This is a genomic window from Nocardia caishijiensis NBRC 108228 (assembly GCF_001612825.1).
Classification (GTDB): domain Bacteria; phylum Actinomycetota; class Actinomycetes; order Mycobacteriales; family Mycobacteriaceae; genus Nocardia; species Nocardia caishijiensis.
Genome location: NZ_BDBE01000012.1, coordinates 215,781 through 236,039, shown reverse-complemented (window position 1 = coordinate 236,039; position 20,259 = coordinate 215,781). Strand labels below are relative to the sequence as shown.

The window sequence follows — 20,259 nt, the reverse complement described above, 5'->3', positions numbered from 1 at the left end:
CGCGGCCGGGCCGCTATGCCGCTTCGCGGCGGACCCTCCTCGAGGTCGGGTCGTGCGGGGCTGGGAAGGCTGTCATGGCGGACTGCTGGGAATCCTGTTCGGGGCGGGCATCACCCGTGGCCGCCACTTATCGCACTTCCAGCGACACGGCATCGTTCAGACCCGCCGCCCGCCACACTCTTCCAGCCACCTGGCTCGGCGGCACCAGCATCACCCGTTCCATACCGAACCACTCGAGTCCGCGACCTACCGCACTCCCAGCCCCACGGCACTACCCGAGTTCACCACCAGCCACACGCCACCACTCCACACCCCAAAACGCCCAGAAGCCCCGCTCCAAGAGACGGAGCGGGGCTTCTGAAACCGAATATCAGTTCTTGGGCTTCTCAGCCCAAACCGTGGTGCCCTCCGGCGCCTGCATCACGTTGAGCAGCTCGATACCCGCAGCGAGCATCGTCGGTCCACCGATCGCGATCATGCCGATGATGCCGCCGACGGCCGCACCCAGCGGCAGACCGGCGAGGCAGCCCACACCGAACAGGGGCAGACCGAAGACGCAGCCGACGACGGCGCCGATGGCGGTGCCGACGAAGGTGCCGATGGCGGTGCCGATGCTGAACTTCGAGGAGAAGTCGTTGATCGCCTTCTGGTTCTCCTGGGCGGAGGCGATCGGGTCGGCCTTCAGGACGGGCTTGACGCCGACCGGCTCGTTGCCCAGCTCCACGCCCGCGGGGCGCTCGGGGGTCAGCTCGAGCACGGTGTTGTCCTTGACGACCTCGGCCTTGGCCGGGATGTCGGTGCCGTTGATCGTGAAGTCGATCGGCAGCGAGACGACGGTGACACCGGTGGTGTCCTTGATCTCGGCGACCTTGGTCTTGGGCGCCTCGGGGGTTTCGCCCTCTTGCTCGACGATGGCGAAGGTGCCGTTCTGCAGGGTCGCGACGATGGTCTTGTCGACCATCTTGACCGAGTACTTGATGTCCTGTGCCGGAGCAGGGACAGGGTCGGCGTGCGCGGTCCCCAGCGACACAGTCATCGCCCCGATAACCAGTGCGGCACCCGCAGCGGTTTTACGGAAGTTCATTAGGTTCCTATCCATCAGGTGTGGTGCGGCGTGCGATCCAGCGACACGCGAGACTCGTCAAGTGGATGCACCCTTGTGAGATGCTCCCAACTTCTCCCCGAGCAGTGTGAAGACCGGCACAGCAGACAGAACGACTGGAGCCTAGTAGACCGAAACCCCTGATGCCAGCACAGTTTCCAGGGGCACGGGAGAGGCTGCCCTAACCTGGAGCGCCGTTCAGGAGGGTTTGCCGTGCTCAATCACAGACACGCCCTTTTCGGGTCAAACACGTGTGTGATGTGGCTCACATGTTTTCCAGGTCACAACACCACTCGAAATGGCACTCGGCAACCGTCGGGCAAGGAAATCGACCGGCCGGTCGGACCACATCGCCACCCGGCGAGGACGCCGCGCGCGCGATTCGCGAGAGCCGGATTCGGCCCGGCGGTATCGTCAACGAACTCGCCGCATCCACCGCCGAGACAGCCCTGAGCTACTCATGGGTAACATAGTGAGCCAACCCCTACTCCCGAGTAACTTGGACCGTACTATGATGCGACCTGGGACGAGCGGCACCGCGTCGCTTCGTGAACGAAAGGCCACAGCATGAGCCCCATATCTTTGACGTTGGGCATCATCTCCATTCTGGTCGGTGTCCCCGCGTGGATCGGGTTCGGCCTCGCCATCCGGAAGATGGCTCGGACGATCATGCTCGGGCAGCCCGCCCCCGACCGGTTCACTCCGTTCGTGCCGCGGTTCGCCACCATGATCAAGGAGTTCGCCGCGCACACGCGCATGGTGAAGTTCCGGACCGTCGGCTGGGCGCACTGGCTCGTCATGGTCGGCTTCATGCTCGGCTTCGTCACGGTCTTCCAGGCGCAGGGGCAGATCTTCAGCCCCACGTTCACCTGGCCGCTGGTCGGCAACACCTTCGTCTACCACCTGCTCGACGAACTGCTCGCCCTCGGCACCATCATCGGCGCGATCGTGCTGATCGTCATCCGTCAGCTGAATCACCCCCGCGTCCCCGCCCGGCAGTCGCGCTTCTCCGGCTCCAACTTCTTCGCCGCCTACTTCGTCGAGCTCATCGTGCTCGTCGAGGGCATCAGCATGCTCGGCGCGAAGTCCCTTGTCCTGGCCTACACCGGCGAATCCCACGCCAGCAGCGACTTCGTCAGCATGCACATCGCCTCGGTGCTGCCCGCCAGCGCGGAAGCGGTGTCGGTCTTCGCCTTCTTCAAGCTGATGGCCGCGCTGGTCTGGGTCGTCGTGGTGAGCCGCAATGTCAACTGGGGCGTCGCCTGGCACCGTTTCGCCGCGTTCCCCAACATCTACTTCAAGCGTGAGGCCGACGGCGGCGTCGCCCTCGGTGCCGCCAAGCCGATGATGTCGGACGGCAAGGTCCTCACCATCGAGAACGTCGACCCCGACACCGACATCCTCGGCGCGGGCAAGATGGAGGACTTCTCCTGGAAGGGCTGGCTGGACTTCACCACCTGCACCGAGTGTGGTCGCTGCCAGTCGCAGTGCCCCGCCTGGAACACCGGTAAGCCGCTCTCGCCCAAGCTGCTCATCATGTCGCTGCGCGACCACGGTTACGCCAAGGCGCCCTACCTGCTGGCCGGCGGCCGCAAGGACATGGGCGGCGACGAGATCGGCCTGGTCGACGCCGACGGCAAGCCCGACGAGGCCAAGCTGGCCAAGATCACCGAGGAAGCGCGCACCGAGGCCGAGCGTCCGCTCGTCGGCGGCGAAGACGTGCACGGCGTGATCGACCCCGAGGTGCTGTGGAGCTGCACCACCTGTGGTGCCTGCGTGGAGCAGTGCCCCGTCGACATCGAGCACGTCGACCACATCATCGACATGCGCCGCTACCAGGTGCTGATCGAGTCGGAGTTCCCCTCCGAGCTCGCCGGTCTGTTCAAGAACCTGGAGAACAAGGGCAACCCGTGGGGCCAGAACTCCAAGGACCGCCTGAACTGGATCAAGGAAGTCGACTTCGACATCCCGGTCTTCGGTAAGGACGCCGACAGCTTCGACGGTTACGAGTACCTGTTCTGGGTCGGTTGCGCGGGCGCCTACGAGGACCGCGCCAAGAAGACCACCAAGGCCGTCGCCGAACTCCTCGCCACCGCGGGCACCAAGTTCATGGTGCTCGGCGCCGAGGAGACCTGCACCGGTGACTCGGCTCGCCGCGCGGGCAACGAGTTCCTGTTCCAGCAGCTGGCGATGCAGAACATCGAGGTCATCAACTCGGTGTTCGAGGGTGTCGAGCAGTCGAAGAAGAAGATCGTCGTCACCTGTGCGCACTGCTTCAACGCGCTCAACAACGAGTACCCGCAGGTCGGTGGCACCTACGAGGTCGTGCACCACACCCAGCTGCTCAACCGCCTGGTGCGGCAGAAGAAGCTGGTCCCGGTCGCACAGGTCTCCCAGCAGATCACCTACCACGACCCCTGCTACCTCGGCCGCCACAACAAGATCTACAACGCGCCGCGTGAGCTGATGGAAGCCTCCGGTTCGACCCTGGTCGAAATGCCGCGCCACGGCGAACGTTCCATGTGCTGTGGTGCCGGTGGTGCCCGCATGTGGATGGAGGAGCAGCTCGGCAAGCGCATCAACGTCGACCGGGTCGACGAGGCGCTGTCGACCAACCCGACCAAGATCGCCACGGGTTGCCCGTTCTGCCGCGTCATGCTCAACGACGGCGTCACCGCGCGTCAGGAGCAGGGCCAGGGCGAGGGCGTCGAGGTGGTCGACGTGTCGCAGCTGATGCTCGACTCGATCACCCGCATCGATGCCGCCGAGCTGTCGGCGAACCTGCTCGTCGTCCAGGAGCCGAAGGCCGAACCCGAGCCCGAACCCGAGCCGGAGCCGGTCGCCGAAGCCCCCGCCGAAGCTGCCCCCAAGGCCGCACCGGCCGGTGGCGGACTCGGTATGAAGGGTGCTGCCAAGGCGCCCGGTGGTGGCCTGGGCATGAAGGGTGCCGCGAAGGCGCCCGGTGGTGGTCTCGGCATGAAGGGTGCCGCCAAGGCGCCCGGCGCGAAGGCCCCTGCCGCCGAAGCGGAGTCGGCCCCGGCCGCCCCCGCCAAGGGCCTCGGTATGAAGGGTGGCGCCAAGGCGCCCGGTGGCGGTCTCGGCATGAAGGGCGGCGCGAAGGCTCCGGGTGCGAAGGCTCCCGCTGCCGAATCGGCCGAAGTTCCCGCCGCCGAAACCGCCGCTCCCTCGGTCAAGGGTCTCGGCATGAAGGGTGGCGCCAAGGCACCCGGCGCCAAGGCTCCTGCCGCCCCGACCACCGATGCTGCTCCGACCGCCGATCCGGCTCCGGCTGCGGAAGCGCCCGCCGAAGCCGCTGCCACGGAGACCAAGCCCACGGTCGCCGCCAAGGGCCTCGCGATGAAGTCCGGCTTCAAGCGCCCCGGCCCGAAGGCTCCGGGTGCTCCGAAGCCCGCAGAATCGGCACAGGCCCCCGCCGCCCCGGCCGCGGACTCGTCGACCGAGTCCGCAGCGGCCCCCGAAGCCCCGGCCGCCGAACCGGTTTCGGCCCCCACCGAAACCAAGCCGACGGTCGCCGCCAAGGGCCTCGCCATGAAGTCCGGCTTCAAGCGCCCCGGCCCCAAGGCCCCCGGCGCCCCGAAGCCCACGGAACCCGCTGCGGCCCCTGCCGAACCGGAAACCCCGGCTGAGGCCACCGCCCAGGAAGACAGGGCCCCCGAGCCCACACCTTCCAACGGCAACGGCACCCCGCCGGTGGCCCCGCCGACCGCCAAGCCCGGCGGCCTCGGCTTCAAGTCGGGTGCGAAGGCCCCCGGCCGCAAGAACTGACAACTGAACACCCAGTGAGGCGCGGATTCCCCGAATCCGCGCCTCACTCGATTCCGGGGCCGACGAGATCACGGACAGAACGCGCCCCAAGGCCATTCCAGCGGCTACGGCATCCCCTTTACACATATGGTCGCATAAGCGACTATATGTGAATGGATGAGCTGACTGCCGCCGAAGCAGGCCTGATCCTGGGCGTATCCGCGCGCGAGGTACAGCGGCTGGTGGCGGTAGGCCAGCTCGCGGTCACACGGAGGATCGGACATTCGATCCTCATCGACGCGCGATCGGTTCATCGGCGGAGGAATGAGAATCCCCGCCGAGGGAGGCCCTGGAGCCAGACCAACGCATGGGGAGCGATCACCATTCTCATGCGGGGCGAACCGGACTGGATCAGCCCCGCTCAGCGAACCCGGATCACCCGCCGACTCGCTACTGCGTCAGTCGATGACCTCGTGCGACTTACGAAGAACCGCGCCGAAGCACACCGCTTCCGATGTCATCCATCGGTTCTTCGCGAACTCGAACCCCACTTACTCCTGACTGGGGCCAGCCAGTTGGCGACACCTGACGCCGCGTCATTCGGCCTCACGACCGCGAACGATTCGATCGACGGATACGTACCTGTCGAATCTGTCGCAGCCCTGACCGAGGCTTATCTCTTGAAACCGGATCCGGTCGGCCAGGTCACGCTTCGTACAGTTGTCGAGGAGAGGGCGTTTACGGACGGGAAGCTCCCGGTCGCGGCTGTCGCCCTCGACCTCGCCGAATCGTTGAACAACAGGGAACGAAGCGCGGGCCTGGCCATATTGGCCGAACTCTTGGAAGGGACGCGAGGATGACTGTGGAGCGGCCGACCTGGCATGTTCCGCAGCCACCCGGCGGCTGGGGCCCGCCGTGGCCGCAACTCGTCGAGATCGCCCTTGTTCTACCGGGCGACTGCTGGACATTGATCGGCGGACTAATGGTTCAGGTCCATGCGGTTCACGCCGACCTTCCGCCGACTCGCGCAACCATAGATGTCGATATGGTGTTGCATATCGAAACCGGCGCGACCACATTCGGTCGGGCGCGACAAACGTTGGAACAACTCGGGTACTCCATGGTCATCCCGGAAGATCGCCGGTCTTTCGTGCATCGGTTCGAGCGGGCTGAGGCGCAGGTGGATGTCATGGTCGCCGACAATCTGGCACCACGGCACCAGCCCAGGGTCGCTGGCCGCCGTGTCTTCGCGGTTCCGGCCGGTACGTCGGCGCTACGCAAGACTGTGAATTGCCGGATCGACCACGACCTCGACCGCTCGGTAGTTTTCAGTGTTCCCGACCCCCTCGGCGCGCTCGTTTTGAAAGGTGCCGCATACCTGGCCGATCCCCGGGACCGCGATCGGCACCTGGACGACGCCGCTACGCTGCTCTGTGGTGTGACAGATCCGGGCAACGATCGACAACGCATGATCGGCAGCGACCGAAAGCGACTTCAGGCGTTGAGCACCCGGTTGTCGGATCCGTACCATGGTGCATGGCTCCAGATCCCGGAGCATCGCCGTGGCGGTGCGATGGATGCGCTGCGGATATTGGTGGCCGAGCCGACGCGTACACCGATTCGTAGACTCGGCAGATGACGACGCCGTCCGGTGACGTCTCAGCAGTCTGCGAACCAGGCCTTGACGTAACCCGCGGATTGGTAGGCGTAATCCCAGGCCCAGCGGGCGGGCGACAGGTGGGGGCGCGGGTCGACGAAGACGAGTTCGCCCGGCCAGCATTTGCCGAGGATGTAGCGGGCGCGGGAGATGTGGGGCGTGAAGGTGACGACGATGACGCGGTCCCAGTCGGCCCCGAGACGGGCGAGAGCGCGACCTTCCCCGAGTGTGGTGCGCGGACTCGGATCGAAACAGACGACCTCGAACCGGTAGCCCCCGTGGCAGATCCGGTTCACCATCGCACTGTATTCATACGGATCCGAGATCAGCACCCGAGGCGCGAACCCCTGCGCAGCCAACCGCAATCCGAGCTCTTCGCGTCCGTCGTGCGCCCCGCCGAGCACGAGAATCGCATCAGCCCGCCGAGGTTCATCCACCTGCGGGCGCACGTACACCGGCCACAACACCACCACGACCAGCATCACGGCAACCAGCCCACCCACCACCAGCTTGCGGCGCATCCGTACGGCGAACCTCCGTTCCGCTCGGACAACCCGGGCCGAGGCCACGTTCCCCCCTGTACACCAGATGTTGCGCCCGCCCTTGCCTCGCTGACGCGGCGTAGCCACGCGCACCGCTTACCAACGAGAGTATGCGATGCACAGTCTTCGGAACGGGGTACCTGGGGGCCACGCACGCAGCGTGTATGGCCGAGCTGGGGCACGATGTGGTCGGGGTCGATGTCGATCCCGGCAAGGTGGCCAAACTGGCCGACGGCGTGGTTCCCTTCTACGAGCCGGGCCTGGACGAGGTGCTGCAACGCAACCTCGCGGCGGGCAGATTGCGGTTCACCACCGACTACGAGGACGCGGCCGCGCACGCCGACGTCCACTTCCTCGGTGTCGGCACACCGCAGAAGAAGGGCGAGTACGGCGCCGATCTGAAGTACGTGCACGCCGTGGTCGACACGCTCGCACCGATGCTCGAGCGCCCGGCGATGATCGTCGGCAAGTCGACGGTCCCGGTGGGAACTGCTGCGGCACTCGGCATCCGGGCCCGCGCACTCACCGACATCGACGTGGAGGTGGCCTGGAACCCCGAGTTCCTGCGCGAGGGCTTCGCGGTGCAGGACACCTTGCGCCCCGACCGCCTCGTCCTCGGCATCGACCGCACCCGCGAACGTGCCGATTGGGTGGAACAACACATTCGCGACATCTACGCCGATCTGATCGCCGCCGAAATCCCTTTCCTGCTCACCGATTTGGCCACCGCGGAATTGGTGAAAGTTTCGGCAAATGCCTTTCTGGCCACAAAGATTTCGTTCATCAACGCCGTTTCCGAAGTGTGTGAGGCGACGGGCGCCGATGTCACCATGCTCGCCGACGCGCTCGGTTACGACGCGCGCATCGGGCGCCGATTCCTCAATGCGGGACTGGGTTTCGGCGGCGGTTGCCTACCGAAGGACATTCGCGCTTTCATGGCCCGCTCGGGCGAACTCGGCGCCGACCATGCGGTCGCATTCTTGCGTGAGGTCGACAACATCAATATGCGCCGCCGCACCAAGGTGGTCGACATGGCTACCCGCGCCTGCGGCGGCTCCCTGCTCGGCGCGAACGTCGCGGTCCTCGGCGCGGCGTTCAAGCCGGAGTCCGACGACGTGCGCGATTCGCCAGCGCTGAACGTGGCCGGGATGATCCAGTTGCACGGCGCCGTCGTCACCGTGTACGACCCGAAAGCGGTGGAGAATTCGCGTCGTGTCTTCCCCACTCTGAACTACGCGACCTCGGTCGCCGAGGCGTGTGACCGCGCCGATGTCGTACTGATCCTTACCGAATGGAATGAATTCACGGATTTGACGCCCGCCGATCTGGAACCGGTGGTACGTTCCCGTTCGATCATCGACGGTCGCAATTGTCTTGACCGTCATGCCTGGCGCGATGCCGGGTGGGTGTACGCCGGACTCGGCACCCCGTAGAGTTACGTCGGGCGGGGGCTGCCGGTTGTGCAGGCTCCGCATGTCGTGCAACGAGATGGGCAGCTGATGAGTGCGGTTTTGGGAGTTTCCGTCGGAGCGGCGACGGTGCGCCTGGCGCGCCCACAGCCCGGGAGTGCACCGAATTCCTTTCAGGTACATACCCTTCCGGTGCCCGAACAACACGCGGAAGAATCAGCGGCCGACGCGATAGCCGCCACCCTCGCGGCGGGCCCCGAGGTCGCGGCGACCACCGTCACCTTCCGCAGCGAGCCGCAGGCGCGCGCCATCCGCGCCGCGATGGCCCGCAGGCAGCTCACCAACTATCAGCTGATTCCCGAAGCCGTCGCCGCCGTGCATTTCGCGCACGCCACCACCGACCTGCGTGACGTGTCCACCTTGGCTGTCTACGACCTGGGTAGTTCCGGTCTCACGGTGAGCGTTGTCGACGCGCGAACCAGCGATGTGCACCAGTGTGAACGGATCAGCGACATCAGCGGCGACTACCTCGATTCGCTGATCCGGGAGCAGCAGATCGCCTCGGGCCGCATCGCCCACCCGGCGGATCCGGCCGGTCTGGCCGCGCTCGACGCGCTGTGCCGGGCGGCCAAGGAGCAGCTGTCGAGCAGCAATGCGGTGGCGTTGCCCAGCGAGCAGGGCCTGGTGCTGCTCACCCAGGAGAACTTCGAAGCGCTGATGATGCTGGCGATCGAGTCGTCGGCGCGGATGACTCGCGATGTCATCATCCGGGCTCAGCATCCGGTGCAGGCCGTGCTGGTGATCGGCGGTGGCGCCCGGATCCCGCTGATCGCGCGGGTGCTCGAGCGCACGATCGGTGTGCCGGTGATCGTTCCGCTCGAGCCGGAGACCGCGTTGGCGCGCGGTGCCGCGTTGCTCGCCCGGCCCGCGCAGGTCGCCCAGGCGCCGGTCGCGGCGCCCGTGCTGCCGGTGGAGCAGGTCGACGATCCCACGCCCGCGTGGCTCACCGCCCCGACCCGTGGCAGGCGTCCGCTCGCCGCGCTCACCGGTCGGGGGAACAATCGCCGCGAACTGAACGGTGCCGTGCTCACGGTGAGCTCGTTGGCGGTGATCGCGGCGATCGGTATCGGCCTCGGGTACGGCCCGGAGGTGCTGGAGAGCGGCAATTCCAGCGACGGCCCGCAGGCGGTGCCCGCCAGTTCGACACCGCGCCCGACCGTCCCGACCACGGCGCCACCGTCGACCACCGACGCGGTGCACGGCACCGTGGCCGCCCCGCCCGTGCAGCTTCCCGTCGACCCGTCGACGGTCGAACCGGCACCGACGCAGGGCCCGAACACCATCACCGTGGTGCCGGGCCTGCCGCCGATCATCGTGCCGACGTTGCCGCCGGTGGTGCTGCCCGGGCTGCCGCCGCCCGGGCAGTGATTCAGTTCCTGGCGTGCCGCGCGCGCTGGGGTGCGACGGGTGCCGTCCTGGCGCCGAAGGGCCGGGCGAGCAGCACCGCGATGCCGGTGGTCAACGGCACAGACAGGGCGAGTGCGATTCCGCCGACCGCGGATCGGGCGATTTCGATGGCGACCGCGTCACCGGTGAGCACATCGGTGATGGATCGTCCGGCGACGCTGAACAGCAGCAGCAGCGGGAGCGCGCCACCGGCGTAGGCGAGCACGAGGGTGTAGACGGTGCTGGCGATGTGGTCGCGTCCCACCCGCATGGCGGCGGTGAAGATCTCGCGCCGTGAGGCCCCTTCGTCGAGGGCGGCGAGTTCGAAGGCGGCCGAGGCCTGGGTGATGGTCACGTCGTTGAGCACGCCGAGCGAGCCGATGATGAATCCGGCGAGCAGCAGCCCGGTGATGCTGACGTGCTGAATGTAGGTGGCCACGTTGGTGTTCTGTTCTTCGGACAGACCCGTGAGGTGGGTGACCTCCAAGGTCAGCCACGACAGAGCCGCCGCGACGAGCATCGAGGCGAGCGTGCCGAGCAGCGCCGAACTGGTCCGCAGGTTCAGTCCGTGCGCCAGGTAGAGCACCACGTAGAGGATCAGCGCCCCCGAGACGAGCGCGACCGGAATCGCCGGTTTCCCGTCGAGCAGCGCGGGCAGCAGGAAGATCACGACGACGCCGAAGGCGAAGCACAGCCCGACGAGCGCCCGGAACCCACGCCACCGCGCGACGATGCAGATCACCGCGACGAACGCGATGACGATCAACGTCAGCGGCAACCCGCGCGAGTAGTCCTCGAACCCGTAGATGGTCCCGCCGCTCGGGTCGGCCGCCCGCACGATCCGGATCTCGTCGCCCACCCGCAGATCGGGTTGTCCGGGCCCAGGTGCGATTTCGAACAGCGTCTTCTTGCCCTTGTCGGGCCCCGACCGGATGTCGATGATGCTGCGCTGACACGAGTACCCCACCTGCGGCTGCACCGGCTTGTCGGCGAACGCCTTCCCGTGCGAGGGACTCCCACACAGCCCGACATCCTGCATGACGACAGTCCCCGCCTCGGTCTGCACCGCCCCGCCACTGACGGTCCCCATCGGCGCCGGAATATCGATCTCGGGCTTACTCGGCCACAACAGCGCGGTAGCAATCAGCACCGCCACCCCGATAACCGCCAACAGCCCGACAACAACCTTGGCCGCGGTAGCCCCGATAGCAATGGGCCCCGAATGATCGTGGTGGTGATGGTGATGATGATCGCTCACCCGGAGAAGCTTAAAGGAATCCGTTTTCAAGAACGACTCACGCAGCCGACAACCGCGACAACAGATCTCCCAAGAACATGGGTAACTCACCGGGCACGGGCTACCAGCACCAACGAACTCGAGTCTGGCCGCCAACGCAAAGAACCCCGCACCTGAGTCCGGCCCGAATTCGCGGAGAGGCGGAAGGTACAGGGCGGCGGAGAGCAGGGGGTTGTCTCCGCCGCCCGTCAGGCAGGCGCCCAGGGGGGTAGGCGCGCGTACCTAGGGCTCTCGGTCGTCCAGGGGGGGTAGACGACCGGGCCGGGGCGCCGAAGCGCCGATGCCCACTGTACACAAAAGTTGGACTTTTGCGCTAGTGCATCTTCAAAATCCCCAGATTTCCGAACCCTGAGTTGGTTTCTGCCGCTCGAACCCTATGTCGCCCCCGTCAAGACCCCTGACATAGTGACACTCACTGTCGGTAACTGGACAGGAAGTTACCGAACCTTTCGATCGCCACGGCCAGGTCGCGAGCCCACGGCAACGTCACGATGCGCAGGTGGTCGGTGTCGGGCCAGTTGAAGCCCGTGCCCTGCACCATGAGGATCTTCTCCTGCAACAACAGATCGAGCACGAGCTTCCCGTCGTCGTGGATCTCGTGCACGTTCGGATCCAGCCGGGGGAAGGCGTACAGCGCGCCGCGCGGCTTCACACAGGACACGCCGGGGATCATGTTCAGCCGCTCCCAGGCCACATCGCGCTGCTCGAGCAACCGCCCACCGGGCAGGATCAGATCGTCGATGCTCTGATGCCCGCCGAGCGCCACCTGGATGGCGTGCTGAGCGGGCACGTTCGGGCACAATCGCGACGAGGCGAGCAGGTCGATGCCCTCGAGGAATCCGGCGGCGTGGTCCTTGGGTCCGGTGATCGCCAGCCAACCCGAGCGGTACCCGGCCACCCGGTAGGCCTTGGACAGGCCGTTGAAGGTCAGGCACAGCAGGTCGGGGGCCAGCGAGGCCAGCGAGATGTGCTTGGCGTCGTCGTAGAGGATCTTGTCGTAGATCTCGTCGGCGAGCAGCAGCAGCCGGTGCTTGCGCGCCAGGTCGACGATCTGCTGCAGCACCTCCGCCGAGTACACCGCGCCCGTCGGGTTGTTGGGGTTGATCACCAGCAGCGCCTTGGTGCGGTCGGTGATCTTGGCTTCGATATCGGCGATATCGGGCTGCCAGCCGTTCTCCTCGTCGCACAGGTAGTGCACCGGGGTGCCACCGGCGAGACTGGTCATGGCCGTCCACAGCGGGTAGTCCGGCGCCGGGATCAGCACTTCGTCGCCGTTGTCGAGCAGCGCCTGCATGGTGACGGTGATCAGCTCCGACACGCCGTTGCCCAGGTAGACGTCGTCCACATCGAGCTCGGGGAACCCCGGAACCAACTCGTAACGGGTGACGATCGCGCGCCGCGCCGACAGGATGCCCTTGGACTCGGAGTACCCCTGCGCGTACGGCAGCGCCGCGATCATGTCGCGCATGATCACATCGGGCGCCTCGAACCCGAACGGCGCCGGGTTGCCGATGTTGAGTTTGAGGATGCGATGGCCCTCGGCCTCCAGGCGTGCTGCCTGCGCGTGTACCGGCCCACGGATCTCGTAGACCACGTCCTGCAGTTTCTTCGACTGCTCGAGGACGCGCGGGGCGACATGCGGATGCTGTGGACTCACCCAACCCATGTTAGGACGGGTTGCCGACACCGCTCACAGCCGGGGTTTGCCGGTCTGAGCCGCCGTTTCCAGGCAGAACTCCTCGATGCGCTCGTCGAGCCCCCGCGCTTCGACCGCGTTGCGGTAGTTCGGGGCGGCGATCCGACGGCGCAGCCCGACCAGCCGTTCACCGAGCTGAGCGATGCGCCGGTCCTCCGGCAGCCCGAGCACCGGGCGCAGCGCGTCGGCCGCGCCGTCGATGCTCCCGTTGATGAGGTGCGCGGCCGCGTTGTCCACCCGCGCCAGCGACTCGGCACCGTAGGAACGCTGCAGCGGCGGCCCGCTCGAGTACAGCGCGATCGCGCGTTCGGTGGCCGCGAGCGCGTGCTCGGCGCGACCGAGCTGGATGCAGGTGGCACCCGCGTAATAGGCGGCCTTGGCCGACGGGAAACCGAACACCCCGCCGATCTCGTCGTGCAACTCCTCGCGCCGGTCGCCGTCGACGGACTCGGCCGCACGCAGGCACCGGTCCGTCTCGGTGTCGTTGCCCAGCCGCGCCCACACCCGCGCCTCGATATTGAGCAGCCGCACCCGTGCCAGCCCGCCCGGCGCGAACTCCTGTCCGCCACGGGCCAATTGGACCGCGTTGCGGGGACGGTCCGACCAGTTCTCGATCAAAGCGTGCATCCCACGCGTCCACGCGCGTAACCCGTTGTGCCCGCTCAATTCGGCGTAAGCCCAAGCCGCCCTGATCTGTTCACCCGCGGCGTCGAGATAGCCGAGGTCGGTGCTCGCATTGGCGAGTAACCCCGACAGGGTGCCCGCCAGTAAATACAGGTGCGAGGTGTCCACCGGCTTCTGCTGCCCGTCGAGCAGCCGGTACACCCGCCGCCGTACCCGCAGCATCTCCACCATCATGGGAGCCGGTGCGGCATAGACGTATTCGGTGGCGATCCGTCGCACATCGGCGTCGAGCTGGGCCAACGTGGTCGGTCCGACATTGGTGCTCTCCGCGGCGGCCGCGTGTTCGCTGGCCTCGTGCGCAGCCGCCATGATCAACTCCCTCTCCGACATCAACTCGGGCACAGCGCTTTTGCTCACCCCCGCGTCGACGAAGGCGAGCAGGTCGGTCTCGCCCGCCGGGGCGAGCAGCGCCGTGAATCTGGCGCGGACCACCTCGTCGGAGCGGGCCAGCGACGTATCGAGTGCCGCCTGGTTCACCGGCCGCGGCTTCACCCGCGACCCACCGGCTTCCCATTTGGACACCAGCCGTTCGTGCACGCCGAGATGAGCCGCGAACTCCCGGATGCTCATTCGTTTGGCATCGCGAAGAGCTCTGGCCTCTCTCCCTGTCCACTCCCCGACCACGACGTCACCTCATCCGATGGACAACACCTTCCAGAGTACGAGCGCGACAGTGAGACACACCACATGTTCGTCGAATCGGTTTCCTGAGGCAGTGAAAGGGCGGTGCGGGGCAGTGGTCACGAGCCGCCGCGGGGTCGATCCTGGAAGGGTGGAAGCCAGGACTGTCGATGACTGGGTGTATTGCTACCAGCGCGAATTCGGGCTACCCGTGCGCGAACGTGGTGGCTTCGTGATGTTGCCGATCACCGATCGGTTGTGTGTGGTGCATCTGCCGACCGCACGGGCCGAGAAAGTGTTCGCACAGCTGCGCGAGCAACGCACGGAGGGCCCCGTGCTCGCCCGTCAGATCCGTTGGAGCCTGCTCGCGACACCCGACGCCCGCCCCACCGACGACCTAGCCGCCGAACTGTCTGGCCTCGATATCGACGTCCCCGGCATCGGCAGCGCCGTCATGCTGCCGACCAGCCTCGGCCGCTGGAGCCGCGAGGGCTGCCACTGGGTGCGCCCGCCATGCCCCGGCGACGTGTTCCCGCCGCTCACGAACGTGCTGCGGATCGCGCTGGAAGTCGGTCCTCAGCGCGTCTCGACCGCGTTGAGCGAATCGGGCGACAGGGGAAAATTCAGGTACGACCGCGACGGCGTCGGCCCCCGCTGGCCCTGATACTTCGACCCGGCCGCCGCACTCCCGTACGGGTGCTCGGCCGGGCTCGTCAACCGGATCAGGCACAGCTGCCCGATCTTCATCCCCGGCCACAGCGTGATCGGCAGATTCGCCACGTTCGACAGCTCGAGCGTGATGTGCCCACTGAACCCCGGGTCGATGAACCCCGCCGTCGAATGCGTCAGCAACCCGAGCCTGCCCAGACTCGACTTGCCTTCCAACCGCCCGGCCAGGTCGTCGGGCAACGTGCACATCTCCAACGTCGACCCCAGCACGAACTCCCCCGGATGCAGCACGAACGGCTCCCCCGGCTTCGGCTCGACCAGACTGGTCAGCTCGTCCTGCTGCTGCGCCGGATCGATATGGGTGTACCGGCTGTTGTCGAACACCCGGAACAGCCCGTCGAGCCGAACATCGATACTCGACGGCTGAACCATCGACTCGAGCATCGGCTCGACCCCGAGCCGCCCAGCGGCGATCTCGGCGCGAATGTCACGATCGGAGAGCAGCACCGACCCAGTTTAAGCAGGTAAACCCGACCACCCCCGCGACCCCCCGCAAGACTTGCCCCGGCCCCCGCCGCTTCTGATAGAGTCGGCGTCGCACCACTGCCGATGTAGTTCAATGGTAGAACTCCTGCTTCCCAAGCAGGTAGCGCGGGTTCGATTCCCGTCATCGGCTCTTCCGCCTCTCCGCGTACTAGGCCTGACCTGGATGCGGGGAGGCTTTTTTGTGCCGTCCCTGCCACGCGAGCGCTGCGAGCAGACCAGGGAACACACCCCAGACCGTGACCAGCACGAGCCAGAACAACGGCGGTTGCGCGACCGGGCCCGGCTCGGGGTGCTCATAACTCGGCAGCCTGAAAACCCCTGAGGCCCAGACGAGCCAGAGCATGAAGTCGGCGGCGAACAACAAACAACCGCCGAGAATCGCCCACCTCCACCCACTCACAGCCCCGACGAGCAACGCCGCCCCGGCGAGAGCCGCGACGACCAGCTTGGTGACGAGCAGGGCATGACTACCCGCCGAAACGTCCTCGTCGGGCATGCCCTCGACCATCATCAGGAACGAGTAGGCCAAGAACAGAACAGCCGCGACACAGGCCCCGAACCCGGAGAACACACGCGTCCAGACGTTCGATGATGACATGACGGCATGCTAGTCAAGGAAACCTCCCGGTGCCCCGGCGACTGGAACGACCGCACCATCGAAACCTACTGTCCGCCACACAGATCGATACTCCGCACGTGAAAAAGAAGACCCGCCCGCCTCTCCTCCACACCGACCCGGACAACAGACCTCTGCAATCGCTGGCAGCCACTGCGCTTCAGCTCCGGGACGCGATGTCGGCTACGAATCACTCGTTCAGCATCGACCTCGACCCCGTGATCGAGTTGGACGGTGAACTTCTCATCCGCCGAACACCGGTATCTGATCGCATACGCCGCGTCGTAGCGGACCCGGTTGTCGACACGACGGTGATTCAACCCGCTACACGCTGGCCAGAGCACCTCCGAAGCGCGATCCATCGAATGAAGCCGTGGGATCCACCGCAGGTCCACAACGCCGCATTGGACGCGCTGATCGAGGACTTCGCCCGAGACATCGAGAACCTGCTCGGCACCATCCGTTTCGCCGCTCAGGTCGAGACGCGACCGCATGATCAGGCAAATATCTGGGCCGATTTCGTCCTGACCTCCCGCACACACTTGGCCCGCCTGGCTTTGACTGTCGATGATTGACGCCAGTAGCACCGCACAGTCTGTGATCGGAGCAGGCAGGCGGGCTGCCAAATGATCTGCACAACCGCGCACCTGCTTGTTCGTCGAGGCACGAGCTGGTGCGCGACTTGCGCAATCACGCAGGTCGCGGCCGATACTTGTCACGGGCGATGACCACTCCCAGCCGACCTGCGCGGCAGCAGCAGAGCCGGGATCAACGCGAGTGCGATCATGACCGGAGCGATCAGGTAGGTGTGCTGGAACGCTTCGGCGAGGGCGGGAGCGAGTTCGGCGCGCTCGGTCGGACCCATGGCGTGCAGCGCCTGCAGCCCGCCGGTCACCGGGAGCAGCGCGCCCAGGACGACCGAGGAGACCGCGGTACCGATCGCCAGGGCAGTGGTGCTGACCATGTTCAGCACCGTCGAACCCGGGGGCTGGTCCGCTCGGCTCAACGACCTGGTCGCGGTGGTCATGACCGGCATCATGGTGCCGCCACCACCGGCGCCCATGAGCAGCATGCTCGCGCCGAGTGCCCAGTACGGCGCATCGGCGTCCAACTGGACGATGAACAGTGCGAAACCGGTGAGCGCCACCGTGATCGACACGGGCAGATAGCGCCCGGGCGGAATCCGATCGATCAACCGGCCCGCCACCTGCATGGTCAGCCCGGATGCCAGTGCGAACGGGATCCCCAGCGCGCCTGCCACCAAAGCTGATTCACCACGGACGACTTGGAAGTACAGGGGCAGCAACAGCATCGAGCCGAAGTACCCGCTGGCGAACAGGGCAAGCAGCAGCGCGGAAGTGCCGCTGATCCGGTTGCCGAGCACACGCAGATTCAACAGCGGCTGCGCGGTGGTCAGCGACCGGCGCACGAAGGCGGCGATGAGCGCCGCCCCGACCAGCAGGGGGACGAGCACACTCGGTGACGCGAATCCGGCCTGCTCGCCCGCTGCCGTCACCCCGTAGATCACAAGGGCGAGGCCGGGCGACATCAGCAGGAGTCCGGGCAGATCGAGAGCGTGTCGCGGCTCCGGCAGGTCGTCGGGCACGATGCGGGCGGCCAGGATCAGCACCAGCGCACCGATGGGCAGGTTGATGAAGAACATCCACCGCCACGACACCTCATCGATCAGATAACCGCCGATCACGGGCCCGAGCAGCGGGCCGACCAGAATGGCCAGGCCAAGGGTGCTCATCAGCCGTCCGAGTCCATCGGGCCCGGCAGCGCGCAGCAGGATCGTCATCGCGACCGGCATCAGCAGCCCGCCGCCGGCGCCCTGCACCACGCGGAAAGCGATGAGCGACTCCATGTTCCAGGCCAGCCCGGCCAGCACCGAGCCGACAGCGAAGGCGGCGACCGCGGTCAGGTACAGCCGTTTGGCACCGAACCGGCCGACCAGCCACGCCGAGGCGGGCACCACGGCGCCGAGCGCGAGCGAATAGCCGGTCGCCACCCACTGGATGGTGTTCAAGCCCGCGTCGAATTCCGCGGACAATGTATTGATCGAGACATTGACGATGGTCTGGTCCAGCGTGGCCATGATCGTGCCGAGCACCAGCACGAGGGCGATCGTCATCGGATTGCGAGCGGCTACGGGCGACGCGGCAGCCTTTGCGGTGGTGGTCACGACGTCACGCCCCGTACGGGTTGGTGGCACGGGCGGTACGCAATGCCTCACCCCACCAGGTCAATTGCTGCACCATGGTCTTGGAGGCGGTGACCGCGTCGGACGGATCGGCCAGCTCACCCGCGTCATCGAATCGGCGCCACGGGTTGGCGAAACTGACGGTGTCGCGGATGGTGACCGCGTGCAGTTCGGCGAACACCGGCCGCAGATGCTCCACCGCGCGCAGACCACCGGAGATCCCGCCGTAGGAGACGAAACCCACCGGCTTGGCCTGCCATTCGACGTGATGCTCGTCGATCAGGTTCTTCAACGCGCCCGGGTAGCTGTGGTTGTACTCGGGTGTCACGATCACGAAAGCCTCGGCACGGGAAAGCTTTTCCGTGGTCTCCGCCCGTGACGGGTGATCGGTGACCGCGCCGAAGGCGTGCGACAGCGCGACCTGCCTGGTATCGACGATCTCCACGTCGAAGGTGCCGTGGCGCCGGAGCTCACCGACGAACCAGTCCGCGACCGTCGTACCGAACCGACCCTCCCGGGTGCTGCCGACAACCACCGCGACTCGCAGCGGAGCCGTACCCAGGCCGCCTCGCGACCCTTCGGAATCGACGTGCCAGTTGCTCATTGAGGCCCTCCTCAGGACGATCGCACCAGCTTTGGTGCTGCCCACAGCCTCCAACCTCAACTTAAATTCAGGTCAACCCTTGTGATCGAAGCCATATCCGCTCTGGGCCGACCGATACCGCGCTGGACACGAACGCACTGCCAGCAGACGAGCGGGGCGGGCCGAGGATCAGTGGCTCTCCGAATACGCCACTGCCGCACTGAGATTGCCCGACGCCAGATCCTCCGGTGTGATGAAGCAGTAGAACATCCCCATGTCACCGAACCCGATGCCATTGCCGCTGTCGTGGTCGATCTGGACCAGCAACAGCTGCCCCTCCGGCAGCTCCCGGTGGGAGTAGAAGCGCTGCTCCGCCGCGCTTCCGGGCAGAACGCCTCGGTCGTTCTCCCCCTGAATCTGATACGACCAGCCACCGATCTGATGCCAGGGTTCAGTGACAGCGGACCGCGCCGCGTCGAATTTCTCCGCCGCCTCGAACAACACCTCGTCGAACTCGTCTTCCCAATCGTCGAGGGCGTGCAACGGCATTTCGTAGCAAGTGGGCAGCGTGGGGATGATCCGGCAGGTCAACGGTATGCGCGGGTAGGCCCGGCGCTGGTCGACCAGCCGAGACGGAACATCCGCTTCGGTGGTCGCCACCCCGGCGGGGAACCAGCAGGCGATTCCACCGCCGTCGTGGAACAGCGAAATGGTCCCCGCATCAGGCAAATTCAGATCTATCGCTGGGAGCTTGCCCAGATCGATGGTGGCGACGTGCTCGTAGTGATGCCTCTCGGTTCTCGGCCAGTCGAAACCCTCCGGCAACAGCGGTGCACCACCGAGCCACCCGACGATCTCGTCACCGTCCTGCGCATGCCGTAGGCGGATCGCGTCGCGCACGGCGAGCCGATAGTCATCCTGGTACCGCTCCGGGATGTGTTCGCGGATCAAGGCGTACAGATCGAGCTCACTCATGAGCACATCGAATCAGGTACCACCGACAACTACGGGAGCGTCGGACCGCCTCGCCGTCAGCCGCCCAACTTCACGCACTCGGCGGCGATCTTCGCCTGAGCCGCACCTACTTTGGCCGCGTCGTCCTCGTTCAACTCCTTGGCCTGTTCACCGGCCTGACCGTTGGCGACCATCACGCGCAGACCGTCCTGGGACATGCCCGAGTCGAGGAAGACCTGGGCGGCGCAGTCGGCGAGCGACACGTCCTTCAAACCCTTGTCCTGCAGGGACTTCGACAGTTCCGCCTGGGTTACCGCAGGCTCGTCGCTGCCGCAGGCCGACAGTACCGGCAGCGCGAACAGCGCTGCGGCGATCAGACAGATCCGCACTCGTTACGTCCTCTCGGTCCACGCGCATCGGCCGATGCGCGGCCGAGTTGGATCATGCCCGACCGGCGCCGGATGGGCCA

At 66.4% G+C, this 20,259-nt stretch carries 18 protein-coding genes and 1 tRNA gene; 8 read left to right on the top strand and 11 right to left on the bottom strand.

From position 1 onward, the window contains the following. Positions 1-370 precede the first annotated feature (370 nt). Positions 371-1,084: a DUF8020 domain-containing protein gene (locus NC7_RS03455; protein ID WP_067978543.1), complete on the bottom strand. Its 714-nt coding sequence runs from the start codon at positions 1,082-1,084 to the stop codon at positions 371-373. A gap of 585 nt (positions 1,085-1,669) precedes the next feature. On the opposite strand from NC7_RS03455, the gene NC7_RS03450 reads away from it, so the two are divergent. The 3 genes from NC7_RS03450 to NC7_RS03440 all read left to right on the top strand — a co-directional run bounded on the left by NC7_RS03450 (position 1,670) and on the right by NC7_RS03440 (position 6,506). Then, on the top strand, positions 1,670-4,888 hold the full coding sequence (locus NC7_RS03450; RefSeq protein ID WP_067978539.1) for a (Fe-S)-binding protein: 3,219 nt from the start codon (positions 1,670-1,672) through the stop codon (positions 4,886-4,888). 152 nt (positions 4,889-5,040) lie between these two features. Beyond that, positions 5,041-5,727: a hypothetical protein gene (locus NC7_RS29985; RefSeq protein ID WP_067978537.1), complete on the top strand. Its 687-nt coding sequence runs from the start codon at positions 5,041-5,043 to the stop codon at positions 5,725-5,727. After that, positions 5,724-6,506 carry a hypothetical protein gene (locus tag NC7_RS03440; RefSeq protein WP_236573141.1) on the top strand — a complete coding sequence of 261 codons (783 nt, stop codon included), beginning with the start codon at positions 5,724-5,726 and terminating at the stop codon, positions 6,504-6,506. Before NC7_RS29985 ends, NC7_RS03440 begins: the two co-directional genes overlap by 4 nt. A 20-nt stretch (positions 6,507-6,526) precedes the next feature. On the opposite strand, the gene NC7_RS03435 is transcribed toward NC7_RS03440, so the two are convergent. Further along, a complete protein-coding gene (locus NC7_RS03435; protein ID WP_067978531.1) occupies positions 6,527-7,045 on the bottom strand; it encodes a YdcF family protein in 519 nt (172 codons plus the stop codon). 131 nt (positions 7,046-7,176) lie between these two features. Between NC7_RS03435 and NC7_RS03430 the strand changes: the two genes are divergently transcribed. Together NC7_RS03430 and NC7_RS03425 are read left to right on the top strand one after the other, a co-directional pair. Beyond that, entirely contained in the window at positions 7,177-8,499 is a 1,323-nt protein-coding gene (locus NC7_RS03430; protein WP_067978529.1) for a UDP-glucose dehydrogenase family protein, read from the top strand. Between the two features lie 66 nt (positions 8,500-8,565). Next, positions 8,566-9,903 (top strand): DUF7159 family protein, encoded by a 1,338-nt coding sequence (locus NC7_RS03425; RefSeq protein ID WP_067978527.1) that lies wholly within the window; start codon positions 8,566-8,568, stop codon positions 9,901-9,903. A 1-nt stretch (position 9,904) separates the two neighbouring features. On the opposite strand, the gene NC7_RS03420 is transcribed toward NC7_RS03425, so the two are convergent. The 3 genes from NC7_RS03420 to NC7_RS03410 form a co-directional block, all read right to left on the bottom strand. Then, entirely contained in the window at positions 9,905-11,179 is a 1,275-nt protein-coding gene (locus NC7_RS03420; protein WP_067978524.1) for a YibE/F family protein, read from the bottom strand. A 451-nt stretch (positions 11,180-11,630) separates the two neighbouring features. Then, positions 11,631-12,884, bottom strand: a complete 1,254-nt coding sequence (locus NC7_RS03415; RefSeq protein WP_067978521.1) for a pyridoxal phosphate-dependent aminotransferase — start codon at positions 12,882-12,884, stop codon at positions 11,631-11,633. 24 nt (positions 12,885-12,908) lie between these two features. Next, positions 12,909-14,168 carry a helix-turn-helix domain-containing protein gene (locus NC7_RS03410; protein WP_167352397.1) on the bottom strand — a complete coding sequence of 420 codons (1,260 nt, stop codon included), beginning with the start codon at positions 14,166-14,168 and terminating at the stop codon, positions 12,909-12,911. Between the two features lie 202 nt (positions 14,169-14,370). Between NC7_RS03410 and NC7_RS03405 the strand changes: the two genes are divergently transcribed. Next, entirely contained in the window at positions 14,371-14,883 is a 513-nt protein-coding gene (locus NC7_RS03405; RefSeq protein WP_236573144.1) for a hypothetical protein, read from the top strand. On the opposite strand, the gene dcd is transcribed toward NC7_RS03405, so the two are convergent. Continuing rightward, positions 14,796-15,395 (bottom strand): dCTP deaminase, encoded by a 600-nt coding sequence (dcd, locus tag NC7_RS03400; protein WP_067497111.1) that lies wholly within the window; start codon positions 15,393-15,395, stop codon positions 14,796-14,798. The genes NC7_RS03405 and dcd overlap by 88 nt on opposite strands. Positions 15,396-15,493: 98 nt before the next feature. On the opposite strand from dcd, the gene NC7_RS03395 reads away from it, so the two are divergent. Then, a tRNA-Gly gene (locus NC7_RS03395) sits at positions 15,494-15,564 on the top strand. Positions 15,565-15,582: 18 nt separating this feature from the next. Here NC7_RS03395 and NC7_RS03390 read toward each other — a convergent pair. Further along, on the bottom strand, positions 15,583-16,032 hold the full coding sequence (locus NC7_RS03390; RefSeq protein WP_157101818.1) for a hypothetical protein: 450 nt from the start codon (positions 16,030-16,032) through the stop codon (positions 15,583-15,585). A 98-nt stretch (positions 16,033-16,130) separates the two neighbouring features. On the opposite strand from NC7_RS03390, the gene NC7_RS03385 reads away from it, so the two are divergent. Further along, the gene (locus tag NC7_RS03385) at positions 16,131-16,625 is read left to right on the top strand and encodes a hypothetical protein (RefSeq protein WP_067978514.1); all 495 of its coding nucleotides are present in this window, start codon (positions 16,131-16,133) and stop codon (positions 16,623-16,625) included. A 140-nt stretch (positions 16,626-16,765) separates the two neighbouring features. On the opposite strand, the gene NC7_RS03380 is transcribed toward NC7_RS03385, so the two are convergent. The 4 genes from NC7_RS03380 to NC7_RS03365 all read right to left on the bottom strand — a co-directional run bounded on the left by NC7_RS03380 (position 16,766) and on the right by NC7_RS03365 (position 20,179). Then, on the bottom strand, positions 16,766-18,235 hold the full coding sequence (locus tag NC7_RS03380) for a DHA2 family efflux MFS transporter permease subunit (protein WP_236573146.1): 1,470 nt from the start codon (positions 18,233-18,235) through the stop codon (positions 16,766-16,768). Between the two features lie 4 nt (positions 18,236-18,239). Next, entirely contained in the window at positions 18,240-18,857 is a 618-nt protein-coding gene (locus NC7_RS03375) for an NADPH-dependent FMN reductase (RefSeq protein WP_067978508.1), read from the bottom strand. 168 nt (positions 18,858-19,025) lie between these two features. Further along, complete coding sequence (locus NC7_RS03370) at positions 19,026-19,811, bottom strand: DUF1963 domain-containing protein (protein WP_157101817.1); 786 nt, start codon at positions 19,809-19,811, stop codon at positions 19,026-19,028. A gap of 56 nt (positions 19,812-19,867) precedes the next feature. Then, positions 19,868-20,179 carry a hypothetical protein gene (locus tag NC7_RS03365; RefSeq protein ID WP_067978503.1) on the bottom strand — a complete coding sequence of 104 codons (312 nt, stop codon included), beginning with the start codon at positions 20,177-20,179 and terminating at the stop codon, positions 19,868-19,870. Positions 20,180-20,259: the final 80 nt, after the last annotated feature.

Bases quoted from the DNA above. Each gene is read 5' to 3' on its own strand.
- NC7_RS03440 (WP_236573141.1), top strand. From the start codon at position 5,724: ATGACTGTGGAGCGGCCGACCTGGCATGTTCCGCAGCCACCCGGCGGC.
- NC7_RS03410 (WP_167352397.1), bottom strand. From the start codon at position 14,168: ATGAGCATCCGGGAGTTCGCGGCTCATCTCGGCGTGCACGAACGGCTG.
- NC7_RS29985 (WP_067978537.1), top strand. From the start codon at position 5,041: ATGGATGAGCTGACTGCCGCCGAAGCAGGCCTGATCCTGGGCGTATCC.
- NC7_RS03370 (WP_157101817.1), bottom strand. From the start codon at position 19,811: ATGAGTGAGCTCGATCTGTACGCCTTGATCCGCGAACACATCCCGGAG.
- NC7_RS03435 (WP_067978531.1), bottom strand. From the start codon at position 7,045: ATGCGCCGCAAGCTGGTGGTGGGTGGGCTGGTTGCCGTGATGCTGGTC.
- NC7_RS03390 (WP_157101818.1), bottom strand. From the start codon at position 16,032: ATGTCATCATCGAACGTCTGGACGCGTGTGTTCTCCGGGTTCGGGGCC.
- NC7_RS03425 (WP_067978527.1), top strand. From the start codon at position 8,566: ATGAGTGCGGTTTTGGGAGTTTCCGTCGGAGCGGCGACGGTGCGCCTG.
- NC7_RS03415 (WP_067978521.1), bottom strand. From the start codon at position 12,884: ATGGGTTGGGTGAGTCCACAGCATCCGCATGTCGCCCCGCGCGTCCTC.
- NC7_RS03375 (WP_067978508.1), bottom strand. From the start codon at position 18,857: ATGAGCAACTGGCACGTCGATTCCGAAGGGTCGCGAGGCGGCCTGGGT.
- NC7_RS03430 (WP_067978529.1), top strand. From the start codon at position 7,177: ATGCGATGCACAGTCTTCGGAACGGGGTACCTGGGGGCCACGCACGCA.
- NC7_RS03455 (WP_067978543.1), bottom strand. From the start codon at position 1,084: ATGAACTTCCGTAAAACCGCTGCGGGTGCCGCACTGGTTATCGGGGCG.
- NC7_RS03450 (WP_067978539.1), top strand. From the start codon at position 1,670: ATGAGCCCCATATCTTTGACGTTGGGCATCATCTCCATTCTGGTCGGT.